The organism is Bradyrhizobium sp. Tv2a-2, from assembly GCF_000472425.1.
Taxonomy (GTDB): Bacteria; Pseudomonadota; Alphaproteobacteria; order Rhizobiales; family Xanthobacteraceae; genus Bradyrhizobium.
In genome coordinates, this window is record NZ_AXAI01000031.1 from 61,410 (window position 1) to 73,258 (window position 11,849).

Sequence of the window (11,849 nt, forward strand, 5' to 3'; positions counted from 1 at the left end):
CGCAACTCGATACACTCTTGTATTGAGTTGCATTCTCACCTAAAATGAAAAAATGTCAAGAGTTCGCACCAGGCCGACCCGGGACGACACCTGCGAAAAGCTGTTCGAGGCGGCCGCGCGCGTCTTTGAGGAACAGGGCATTGGCGGGGCCTCGATCGAGGCCATTGCCGCCGCGGCCGGTTTTACACGCGGCGCTTTTTACTCAAACTTCACAAGCAAGGATGAACTGATCATCGCCATGCTCGAGGAGCATGTCGCACAGTCGATCCGGCGCAATCTCGAGCTGCTTGAAAAGCACAAGGACCCTGCCGATTTCATCCAGGCGCTCAAGAGCATGGACCGCACGCAGCAGGACCCACTCGGCCGCGCGCCTCTCTTGCACATGGAAATGATCCTCTATGTGGCGCGCGCCGAAAAGCGCCGGCCGGAGCTTGCCAAGCGGCTGCGCGCGCGGCGAAAGCTCATTTCCGATATCGTCGAGACCACGATGAAAAACAGCGGCAGGGAAGCCCCGAACGCGGCCTGGACCGGGGCCATTCTGCTGGCGATGGAGGACGGCTTCCGGCTGCACCGCCTGATCGATCCGGAGACCACGCCGGCCGACAGCTTCCTGCGCGCCATCACCGATTTGCAGCGCGCGATCGGAAACGCAGCGGGCGATTCCTGTAGCTAACGGCATGCGAAGGTTGCCGCTCCAGCGCCGGCTACCTGCCTTTCTGGATCTTCGTGATCATGAAGCCGCTGTCGCCGCTCTCGGCCTCGAACTTGACGGTGTCGCCGACCTTGACCTGCTTGAGCATCGCGCGATCCCTGACATCATAGACCAGGGTCATGTCTTCCTTGAAGCCGAGGCTCGGAGCAGGACCCTGTTTCAGCGTGATGGTCCCGCTGCTCTCATCGATCTTCTTGACCTCGCCGATAATCGTTGCGTCCTGCGCGACAGCACCACTTCCCAGCACGGCCATCAACAGCGCCCCGCCAGCCAGCCGCTTGAAAACTTTCAAAATGGATTCCTCTTCGTCTCATCTGTCTCGTCCGATGACTCAGATAGGCTGATAGCGCTGTCGGGCATCTCGATTGCGATTCAGCTCGGCTGCGCTCATACGGACGCATCGCCATCGGTAGCGGCCGCGGCGAAACTATGGCGGTTCGGCAGAATCGGATGCTTGGTTAGTCGTTGGCTCGTTCATTGCGCACGCAGGCTGAAACAATGCGCATCTTTCATAAGCGCGGCGTATCGCTCGATCAGCTTCATCAATCAACGGACACCTGACTGCCGGTAAACAAAGACCAGCGTTCGACCTCATGAGGCTCGGACGCCGGAACGTCAACCGGATCGCTGCATTCGCAGCGGGAGTTCAGCAAGCGCAATGTTCAACGAACTCGAAATTGTGGAACGGTGCCTGTTGATGTTTTCGAAGCCCGGACGCTGGACGCAGCGAACGGTGCGAGGGACAGGTCGGCTATGTCCGCTAAATGTCCGCCCTTCGAGGGTGAAGTGGACTTGATATGCTCAACCTGAGTTCTTCCGGGTGTGACCCAACTGAGACATTGCATTGCACGCACAGAGGCCACGCCATATGCTGACCTCGATGGAGCGATTGGGAGGCCGGGCATGAGGTGCCTGCGCATATATGCAACGCCTGACGGGGAGTCCCATTTTGGGGAAGTCGAGATCGCGATGACACTAACGCGATCGTTTCCGAATGGAGCGCCTGTCGAAACTTCCGCCCACTACGAAGCCTCGCGTTCCTCTTACTACGAAGCCTCGCGGGTTCGTTTTGTTCAAATTCCCGCAGGAGTGCGCGAAGCGAGCTTTCATAAACCACCGGGGCGGCTCCTTGCCATTTGGTTGGATGGCGAGGTCGAGTTTGAAACGAGCGACGGAGAGATGAGACGTGTCCCCGCTGGAACGGCAGTTCTCGTCGAGGATACGCATGGGAAAGGGCATATCTCGCGCCATCCACCGGAAGGGCAAAATGTTATACAGGTTTTACTGCCGCATGGCCTTGACGCGCCCTCTGCGTAGTCGGCTGTTGGCCCGAAGCGGCAACCGCAGAATGTCTGCTCTGCGCCGCTGGTGCGCGCCAAGCGGACGCAGCCCCGCTCTTGATTTATGAGCACACCCTAGTCAGCGACCTGCGCCTTGTGCAGCCTTCCTGCGACCGCGCGAACCTTGCCCGGCGAGGCCTGCCAGATTGCAATGCCCGACAGCAGGCTGACGCCGATCGCAATTGCAAACGCCAGCGTGTAGTCGCCGGTGAGATCATAGAGCGAGCCCGTCACCCACGGGCCGGCGGCGCCGCCGGCGAGCGCGACAAGCATGACGCAGCCAAAGATGCTGCCGTAATGCGGGCCCTGGAAAATCTCCAGCACCACCGCGCCCATGATCGAGGTCAACCCATAGCCGAGCGCGCCTTGCGCGAACACCATGAGATAGACGAGCGCCAGACTCGGGGAATATTTCAATCCGATCAGCGCTGCGAAGCAGATGGCAAAGCCGAATGAGCTGATCGCCCAGATCGCCTCGCGCCCGATGCGGTCGGAGAGATGTCCGAGCGCGATCTGTCCGGGAATGCCGAGGAGACTCACCACGCCGAGCGCCCACACGCCGACATTGGGGCTGAAGCCGATGTCGAGCAGATATTTGGTCTGATGCACCTGCACCGCATACCAGATGTAAAGTCCGCAGAAATAGCCGAGCGCGATCCACCAGAACCGCGCTGTGCGCAGCGCGCGCGGCAGCGTCCAATCGGTTCCCGCCCAGACCGGATCGAGAATGTTGGAGACAGGCTTGGCCGACGTCGTCAGAGGTGCCGCATCGCCATCCGGCAACAGCCCCATCTCCTCCGGATGCTTGCGCAACAGCAGATTGACCGGCGCGAGCACGATCAGGACCATGAGCCCCATCGCCGTGCAGGCGGTGCGCCAGCCGGTCACTTCGATCAGATGCTGTACCCAGGGCAACAACGTCACCGAACCGATGCCGACGCCCGCAAAGGCGATGCCCATGGCAAGACCGCGGCGCCGGATGAACCAGTTCGGGAGGAACAGCGATTGGCCGGAATAGCCGAGGCAGACGCTGCCCGCGCCCACCATCACGCCGATGGTGATGTAGAGATGCCAGGGCGCTGTCGTCAGCGGCGCGAGCAGAAGGCCGCCCGCCATCAATGCAACGCCAAGCTCCATCACCGCGCGCGGGCCGCCACGATCCATCAGGCGGCCGATCAAGGGGCTGACCGCCGCGGACACCACGAAGCCGAAGGAGAACGCACCCGCGGTGACACCGCGCTCCCAATGAAATTCGGAGAGGATCGGCGGGTAGAACAACGAGAATGCGGTGCGCGCATTCACCCCGATCGCCATGGTGACGAACGTCACCGCGACCACGACCCAGCCGTAGAAAAACGGAAGCCGCTTCACGACATTGCCTTTACCGGACGGCGGGTCCAATGCTCGGGATTGACGGCGCCGAAGGGAACCTCGCCCTTGATGATCGCCTCCACCTGCCTGACCGTCTCCAGCGCCTGATGTTCGATCGCCTGCGGCGTCAGCCCGCCGATATGCGGCGTGGCGATGACATTCGGCAGCCCTGCAAGCTCCGGCATCGGCATCTGGTCGCGCGCGCGGCCTACATCCATCGCCGCGCCCGCAATGCGGTTCTCGCGCAGCGCCGCCGCAAGCGCGGCCTCGTCGACGAGATTGCCGCGCGACAAATTGATGAAGAATGCATGCCTCTGCATCCGCTCAAACGCCGCCTGCCCCATCAGGTTCTCGGTCGCTTCATTGGCAACAGCAAGGCACACGACATAGTCCGCATGCGCCAGCAGATGGTCGAGCTCGACATGCTTGACGCCAGCCTCTGAGACGCTCGCATAGGGATCGGCAACCAGCACCTCCATGCCCAGCACTTTGACAAGCTGAGCGAGATAGCGGCCGATAGAGCCGTAACCGATGATGCCGATGCGGCTGCCGGCAAGCTGCCGCCCCATCCTCACCTCGGGCTGGCGCGCGGCATGATAATCCGCCGTCGCGCGCGAAATGCCGCGCGACAGGTCGACCATGAAGCCCAATGCAAGCTCCGCCACCGCCTGGACGAAGCCTGGGCCGGCGCGCGTCACCAGCACCCCGGCCCTGGTAGCCGCTTCGACATCGATGTTGCGGATGTCGACGGCGCAACGGACAAAGGCACGCAGGTTCGGAAGCTTTGGGAAGATCTCGCCGCGGCCCTCGGTCAGGCGATCGGCGACGATGATGTCCGCGTCACGCGCGGCCGCCACGATCCCGTTCGCATCGAGCGCAGCATCGGCCTCGTTCAGCCCGACCTCGGCGAGCGCCTGCAGGCCCTTCAGCGCGCGCTCGCCGTAATATTGGCGCCGAAACTCGGGCGTGTGGGTCAGAAGCACTTTCACCGATCACTCCGTCAATAGCCGAGGGCGCGCGGCAGCGCTGTCGAGATCGCGGGCACAAAGGCGATCACCACGAGGCAGACGAACAGCAGGCCGAGATAGCCGAGGATCGGCTTGACGGTCTGCTCGATCGGCACCTTGCCGATCAGGCACGCGCCATAGAGGCCGAGCCCCAGCGGCGGCGCGAACAGACCGATGCCCATGGCGATCACAAGCACCACGCCAAAATGCAGAGGGTTGATGCCGAGCTTGACCGCGACCGGCAGCAGCAGCGGGCCGAAGATGATCAGCGCGGCCGCGCCTTCCAGCACCGACCCCATCACGATCAGCACCGCGATCGACAGCAGCATGAACAGCCACACGCCTTGCGCACCCGACAGCGACAGCATCATCTCGCCGATCATGTGCGGCACCTGCTGCAGCGTGAGGATGAAGGCGAGCGCTTGCGCAGCCGCCACGATGAAGAGCACGAGCCCCGAGCGCGTCGCGGCCTGCACGAAGGTCGCCGCCGTCGTCCTGAAGCTGAGCTCGCGGAACAGCACGCTGCCGACGATCAGCGCATAGAGCGCGGCGAAGGCGGAAATCTCGGTCGCGGTGGCAAAGCCGCTCTTGAAGCCGGCGAAGATCATGAAGATCAGGCCGAAGGAGGCGATCGCGCCGGTCCACAAGCCCGTGACGCTCTTGCGCGGCTGCACGGCTTCCACCGCCGCCGGCTTTTGGCCGAAAATGATCGACACCGCGATCAGCGCCACCGCCATCAACCCGGCCGGCAACAGGCCCGCGACGAACAAGCCGCCGATCGAGAGGTTGGCGACGAAGCCGAGGATGATGAGGTTGATGCAGGGCGGAATCGTCTCCGCCATCACGGCTGATGCGGCAAGCAAGGCAACTGCGCTGCCCGGGTTCTGCCGCGACGAGCGCGCGGCCGGAATCAGCACCGAGCCCACGGCCGCAACATCGGCCATCTTGGAGCCGGATATCCCCGAGAACAGCACCATCGAGGTGACCATCACGACATTGAGCCCGCCGCGCATGTGGCCGACCGCGCGCTGCAACAGCTCGATCAGGCGCACCGACATGCCGTTGGCTTCCATCAGATAGCCGACCAGGATGAAGAAGGGGATCGCGAGCAGCACGAAATTATCGATGCCGCGCGCCATCTGCTGGGCGAAGATCACGCCGGGCAGCGTGCCCTCGACCCAGATGAAGATGGCCGCTGCCAGCGCCAGCGCATAGCCGATGGGCAAGCCGCCGAACAGCGTGATGAAGAAGCCCAACAGCATCAGGGTGCCGGATGATGGCACGGTGTCGGGGCTTGTGATATTCCAGGTCAGATAAAGGACGACGATTGCGCCGACGACAACAATGCCGACGAGCGCGTCGCGCCAGGGGCGTGCGCAGAACTGGTCGAGCGCGAAGATGGTCATGAAGACCGCGCCGACGCCCATGGGATAGAACGTCAGCTCCAGCGGCAGGCCGGAGCCGGTGGTCTGTCCCGACGTCAACCCACCGAGCTTGATGGCGTTGAAAGCGACATAGCCCGAGATTATCGTCACCAGCAGCGCGCTGATGGCGTCGACGGCCGGGCGCAGCCGCGCTGGCAACAGCGAGACGAAAAACGCCACACCGAGATTTTCGCTTCTGGCGAGCGCGCTCGCCGCGCCGAAGAAGCTCGACCCCACCATCAGCCCGCGCGCGACGTCATCGGACCATTCGACCGGCGCATTGAAGAGATAGCGCGCCAGCACCGAGACGCAGACCACGAGCAGATCGGCAGCCAGCATCAGCGCTGCGATGGTGTCGCTCAAGCCCAGCAGCACGGTCGTGAGCCGGATACGCCGCAGGGGCATCGTCGCGGCGGCCTCCATCTGCGACATCCTCAGGCCTGGGTTGCGCGGATCATGTCCACCACCGGCTTGGCGTCAGGATGGGCCTTGATGAAATTCTCGGTCTGCGGCAGCACACGCTTGCGGAACGCCTCCTTGTCGCATTCGACGACCGTGACGCCCTTATCCTTGAGGCTCGCGAGCGCCTCCTTCTCAACCGCAAGCCCATGCGCGCGGGTATCAGTAGCCGCCTTCCTGGCCGCGTCGAGAAAGCCGTCGCGCAGCTTCGGATCCATGCGGGTGTAGGTCGCGTCGCTGAAATAGATCGCAAGCGGCGAGAAGATATGCTGGGTCAGCGCGTAGTTCTTGGCGGTCTCGTAGAACTTGCTGGCCAGGATGGTCGGAGGATCGTGCTCCAGCCCGTCGAGCACGCCTGCCTGCAGCGCGGTGTAGATCTCGCCAAAGGCCAAGGGGGTTGCGGCCGCACCCATCAGGCGCAGGCATTCGGTGATGACGGGATTGGGCAGCGTCCTGATCTTGAGGCCAGCGAGGTCCTCCGGTGTCTCCACCTTCTTCTTCGCCAGCACGCTGCGGGCGCCGAAATTATAGGCCCAGGCGATGATGCGGATGTTGCCGCCCTTGAGCAGCGCATCCTCTACCGGCTTCGCCGCGCCGTTGTCGAAGGCCTTGGTCTGCTGCTCGTAACTGGTGAAGAGGTAGCCGAGATCGAACGTGCCGACCAATGGCACCAGATTCGCCGAGATCGACGAGCCCGACACCATCAGGTCGATGACGCCGAGCTTGACCGAATTGATGACGTCGATCTCCTGACCCAACTGGTTGTCGGGGAAAAAGGTGACGTCGATCTGCTCGCCGAGTCCGGCTGCTTTGAGGCTCTTCACCAGATTGTCGTAATAGACCCGCCCGTTGGCATATTTGGGATCGTTCGGCAGCGAGGATGAGCATTTCAGCTTGAGTGTCGCAGCTTCAGCGCGGCCGATCAAAGCTGGCGCAAACACCAGGCCCGCCGCGGCCGTCTGCGATGCCCTCAGAAACCGACGACGGCTTAACGGCATGGCGCCCATGCTGCTTCCTCCCTGACTTGTTCTTGTGCGCGCGATCGATCATCGCGGCTGCTTATGTTTTGAACTCTAGGGCCAATGAACATGGCAAGCAAGGCAGGCCAACTCGGCGCCGTCGCGCCATCAATCCACTTCGGGTATGGATCGATGCTTGTTTCATATCAATTGCAGCACCATTCCTTCACGCGAAACTGGAGAACCGGTCGAGCCGAAATGGCCGAGGGGTCTTCAGCTTCGGATCAAGCACCATATCGGCTAGCATCGCGCCGATTGCGGTTGCGAATTTAGCGCCGTGGCCGGAACAGGGCGACGCCACGATGATGCGCGGATCCTGCGGCAGCCGGTCGATTATGAACTCGTTGCCGTCATCGAGGCCGACATCGGCCTTGGCCGTGTTCGTATAGAGACAGATATCGCGTTCCAGAATCGGACCAGCGGCGCCCGGAATCAGCTCAACGAGCGTAGCCCGCACCGGCTCCAGCTCGGCATCATCAGCCGGCGGCTCCCAATCATCGGGGCCAACGACGCTGCCGTGGTCGTGCTGGGCGGCTTTCACGCCGCGTCCTTCGAAATCAGGAAAGCCGTAGAACATCCCGCGCGCGGCTTCGAGAATGAAAATCGGGAATGTGCCGTAATGCACCGTCTCCTGCTTCGCGGGCTTGAACCAGCCGACCGCCTGCCGCGTGATCGTCAGATGTGATTTGAGGCCGGGGATGAGGGCGGCGATCCATGGGCCGGCCGCGACGATCGCCTGGCGCGCCATGATCTCCCCTCTTGCGGTGACGATGCGGATGCCCGCCGGCTCCGGGCGCAGCTCGGCGGCCGCCGCGATGATGTTGCTCTCCGCGTCTTGCCGAAAGGCACGCATCGCCTCTTCGGCCATCAGGATGCCGCCACTGTCCTGCACGACGACGTCCCAATCATCGGGCAGATTGAATGCGGGAAAGGCTCTGTTCGCCTCACGGCCGTTGCGCGGTCCCGTCACGGCATTGCTCGCCGCCAGCGCAGCCGCGCGCGACCTTGCAACCAGCTCACAGCCCGCAGGTCCCGCCTCCAGCACCGCACAAGGTTTCAAAATGCTCCGCCCGCTGTCAGACTCCAGCGCCTGCCAGCCGGCATGGGCGCGATCGCTCAGCGCGGTATAGGCCTCGCTCTCGAAATTGAAGCGCCGGAAGATGCGACACGAGCCGTGCGAGGAGCCCCGGGCCTCGCCGATTGTCAGTGGATCGAACCCCAGCACATCGCACCCATGGCGCCTGAGCGCATGGAGCGCGGCGCTCCCCATCAAGCCAAGACCGATGATGCCGACATCACAGCGCTGCATGCGTGGCTCCACTGGCTGTGGCGAGACGGATGGCTCACGCCACCTCCGCTTCCTTGATCTGCGCTGCGGCGGCCTGCGCGATCAGCTTGCCGAGCTCGGCGAAGTGGCGCTTGCGCGGCGAAGACTTGCGCCAGGCGAGCCCGATGACGCGGCGCGGCTCCGGATCGGCAAAGCGCATCAGCTTGATGTTGCCACGGCGCCCCTCGAGATCGATGGCAAGCTGCGGCAGCAGCGTGAAGCCGAGCCCGTTCGCGACCATCTGCACCAGGGTCGAGAGGTTCGATGCGCCGAACGTGTCGATATTGTCGACGCGGCGCAGACTGCAGAATGCCAGCGCCTGGTCGCGCAGGCAGTGCCCCTCCTCCAACAGCAGCAGGCGGTCCTGCTTCAACAGATCGGGCGTCGCGCGGATGCGGCTCGCAATGCGCCGGGATTTCGGAATTGCGAGCAGGAAGCGGTCGGTGAACAGCTTCATGGTCTCGATTTCGGCATGCTCGACCGGCAGCGCGAGCAGCAAAAGATCGAGGCTGCCCTCGATCAGCTCGTCGACAAGGTGCTGGGTCTGAGTCTCGCGCAGCGACAGATCGAGGTCAGGAAATTTGCTCCGGATCAGCGGCAACAGCGCCGGCAAAAGATATGGCGCGATCGAGGGGATGACGCCGAAATGCAGCGGACCTGCCAGGGTCTCGCCCTGGCGTCGCGCGAAATCGACGATGTCGCGCACCTCGGTCAGGATGCGCGCGGCACGGCCCGCGATCTCGCGCCCGGCTTCCGTCGGTATCACGCCACTGCGGCCGCGTTCCAATAGCGGCACGCCGAGGTCCTTCTCCATGTCCTGGATCTGCATCGACAGCGCCGGCTGGGTGACCGAGCATTGCTCGGCCGCCTTGCCGAAATGGCCGGTACGGACCACGGCGTCGAAATATCTCAGCTGTTTGAGCGATATCATTGATCAGGATTTCTTATTGCCGTTCGGCTTTTACTACGAACCTAGCTGATGGACAATCTCGCTTTCTCAAACAATCTGCCGTCGGACTGCCGGAACCCGGAGCGCGGAGGCGAGCAGGCGCAGGCCTTCGGCGAGCTCTGCGCGGTTGCGCGCGGCACCGAGCGAAACGCGCAACGCGAGCGGCTGCTTCGCAGCGACCGCGAAGGCGTCGCTGCCGACCACCGCAAGGCCTGAGCGCAGGAGGTAGGCGACAAAATCCTCCCGCCGCCATTCAGCAGGCAACGTCAGCCAGAGGTGATGCCCGGTGCGGCCGGCGGCAAAGGGGAGGCCTTTCAATGCGCGGGCGGCGAGCTGCTGGCGGCCGGCGGCCTCATTGCGGATGGCGGCGATGACGCGCTCGGCAATGCCGCTCTCGATCCAGTGCGTCGCCAGCGCGACCATCAAAGGCGGCGGCATTTGCGCCGAGGCCTGCAGGCGCGCACGCATCTCCTCCTGCGCGGCGAGATCGGGTGTCAGGAGATAGGAGACGCGCAGCGCGGGCGCGATGCATTTTGACAGTGTCGTCGCGAGATACGTCCGCTCCGGAATCAGGTTTGCGATCGGCGATGCCGACGGATCGAGCAAGCCGTAGGCGTCATCCTCGATCAAGACCGTGTTCGCAGCGCGAATGACCGAAGCGACCGCTGCGCGCCGCTCGGGCGAGAGCGTCGCGGTCGCCGGATTGTGCAGCGTCGGGATCAGATAGACCGCCTTCGGCCTGTGCGCGTGGCAGGCCTTTGCCAGCGCCTCCGGGATCACCCCGCCCTCATCCATGGCAACGCCGACCAGCCGGACACCGAGCCGCGCGGCGGCCGCCTTCGTGCCGGGAAAGGTCAGCGCTTCCGTCAGCACCACCTCGCCGGGGCCGGCAAGTTGCATCAACAGGTTGAAGATGATGGCCTGCGTGCCGGGATAGATCACCATGTGTTCGGGTGCGGCATGCGGCACGCGCGCCCGCAGCCAGCGCGCGGCAACCGTGCGCTCGCGCTCGCTGCCTCCCGGCTCGAGATAATTGAGGAAGGCGGTCAGTCCGGATTTCTGCCTGATGGCCTCAAGTCCCTGCAGGATGCGTTCGTCGAGCTGCGCTTCCAGGGGATGCGGCGGCACATTCATGGAGAGATCGATCCTGACCTCCGGCGCACTCTCCGCGGCCTGCCGCACGCTGGTCTCCGAGACGAAGGAGCCGCGCCCTACCTGCGCATCGATCAGTCCCCGCCGTCGCGCCTCGCCATAGGCACGGGTGACGGTGGTGAGGTCGACGCCCAGCCGCTTCGCAAGCGCGCGATGGGTCGGCAGCTGCTGGCCCCGCACCAGCCGGCCGGCCGCGATGTCGCTTTCCAGGGCACCCACGATGCGCTGGTAGAGCGGACCTTGGCTCTCCGAGATTGTAGGGACCCACTCCATGCAATTAGCACCGTTTCCTTTGATTGTATGCGTGCACAGACCATATTGTATGGTGACCGAATAAGGAAAGGGTTTGCCATGACAAAGGATGCACCGGTGTCGCTGGCCAAGGCAGTCTGGCGCGGCTTTCGCGGCCGCTGCCCGCATTGCGGCGAGGGCCGGCTGTTCCCGCGGTTTCTGAAAGTGGCCCACGACTGCGACGCCTGCGGCGAAGAGCTGTTCCATCAGCGCGCCGACGATTTTCCGGCCTATCTCGTGATCGTGCTGGTCGGCCATGCCGTGGTGCCGGCCATTCTCGCCGTCGAGATGGCCTATGCGCCGCCGGTGGCGCTGCAGCTTGCGGTGTGGCTACCGGTCACGCTGATCGCCTCCCTCGCACTGCTGCAGCCGACCAAGGGCGCCATCGTCGGTTTGCAATGGCAGACCGGCATGCACGGCTTCGCCGAGGCGAAAGCGCGTCGCGATTGTGCCGATGCCGGCAGCACGTCGATTGAGATGACGGACAGCCACTCCTTCCGCCGTCATCATCCGGCCTGATGTTCAGCCCGGGGACATGACCGACGGGTGTTCGGGGACATAGCCGACACATCATAGTGCACGGATTTGGCAGTGTGGGAGGCCAAGTCCATGCCCTGGCGAGAGGTGTCGGTTATGGATCAGCGGCGGGAGTTCGTTCGACTTGCGATGCAGGAAAAAGCGAATCGGCGGGAGCTCTGCCGGCGATTTAATATCCATCCCGATACGGGCTACAAATGGCTTGCGCGATGGCGGGCCGACCAGGACGTTGAGGACCGCTCGCGCAGGCCGCATTCGAGT

Annotated in this window: 11 protein-coding genes; 3 read left to right on the forward strand and 8 right to left on the reverse strand. The window is 63.6% G+C overall.

Features of this window, described 5'->3' with window-relative positions; all coding sequences use genetic code 11:
- Nucleotides 1–52 precede the first annotated feature (52 nt).
- Nucleotides 53–673 (forward strand): TetR/AcrR family transcriptional regulator, encoded by a 621-nt coding sequence (locus A3AI_RS0137080; protein ID WP_024520360.1) that lies wholly within the window; start codon nucleotides 53–55, stop codon nucleotides 671–673.
- Nucleotides 674–704: 31 nt separating this feature from the next.
- Here the strand turns inward: A3AI_RS0137080 and A3AI_RS0137085 are convergent, their stop codons facing one another.
- The 8 genes from A3AI_RS0137085 to A3AI_RS0137120 form a co-directional block, all read right to left on the reverse strand.
- On the reverse strand, nucleotides 705–1,004 hold the full coding sequence (locus A3AI_RS0137085) for a copper-binding protein (RefSeq protein ID WP_024520361.1): 300 nt from the start codon (nucleotides 1,002–1,004) through the stop codon (nucleotides 705–707).
- A 1,123-nt stretch (nucleotides 1,005–2,127) separates the two neighbouring features.
- On the reverse strand, nucleotides 2,128–3,366 hold the full coding sequence (locus A3AI_RS0137090; protein WP_051382670.1) for an MFS transporter: 1,239 nt from the start codon (nucleotides 3,364–3,366) through the stop codon (nucleotides 2,128–2,130).
- A 53-nt stretch (nucleotides 3,367–3,419) separates the two neighbouring features.
- Nucleotides 3,420–4,412, reverse strand: a complete 993-nt coding sequence (locus tag A3AI_RS0137095) for an NAD(P)-dependent oxidoreductase (RefSeq protein WP_024520363.1) — start codon at nucleotides 4,410–4,412, stop codon at nucleotides 3,420–3,422.
- A gap of 11 nt (nucleotides 4,413–4,423) precedes the next feature.
- On the reverse strand, nucleotides 4,424–6,277 hold the full coding sequence (locus A3AI_RS0137100; RefSeq protein ID WP_036051060.1) for a TRAP transporter large permease: 1,854 nt from the start codon (nucleotides 6,275–6,277) through the stop codon (nucleotides 4,424–4,426).
- A gap of 11 nt (nucleotides 6,278–6,288) precedes the next feature.
- Nucleotides 6,289–7,320, reverse strand: a complete 1,032-nt coding sequence (locus tag A3AI_RS0137105; RefSeq protein ID WP_024520365.1) for a TRAP transporter substrate-binding protein — start codon at nucleotides 7,318–7,320, stop codon at nucleotides 6,289–6,291.
- Nucleotides 7,321–7,498: 178 nt separating this feature from the next.
- Entirely contained in the window at nucleotides 7,499–8,641 is a 1,143-nt protein-coding gene (gene solA, locus A3AI_RS0137110) for an N-methyl-L-tryptophan oxidase (RefSeq protein WP_024520366.1), read from the reverse strand.
- A gap of 34 nt (nucleotides 8,642–8,675) precedes the next feature.
- Nucleotides 8,676–9,590 (reverse strand): LysR substrate-binding domain-containing protein, encoded by a 915-nt coding sequence (locus A3AI_RS0137115; RefSeq protein WP_024520367.1) that lies wholly within the window; start codon nucleotides 9,588–9,590, stop codon nucleotides 8,676–8,678.
- 66 nt (nucleotides 9,591–9,656) lie between these two features.
- Nucleotides 9,657–11,033: an aminotransferase-like domain-containing protein gene (locus tag A3AI_RS0137120; RefSeq protein ID WP_024520368.1), complete on the reverse strand. Its 1,377-nt coding sequence runs from the start codon at nucleotides 11,031–11,033 to the stop codon at nucleotides 9,657–9,659.
- A 78-nt stretch (nucleotides 11,034–11,111) separates the two neighbouring features.
- Between A3AI_RS0137120 and A3AI_RS0137125 the strand changes: the two genes are divergently transcribed.
- Nucleotides 11,112–11,570, forward strand: coding sequence for a DUF983 domain-containing protein (locus A3AI_RS0137125; RefSeq protein WP_024520369.1), 459 nt, complete (start codon nucleotides 11,112–11,114; stop codon nucleotides 11,568–11,570).
- Nucleotides 11,571–11,660: 90 nt separating this feature from the next.
- Nucleotides 11,661–11,849, forward strand: a 189-nt coding sequence (locus A3AI_RS46785; RefSeq protein ID WP_156927996.1) for a helix-turn-helix domain-containing protein, incomplete at its 3' end; no start/stop codon positions are given.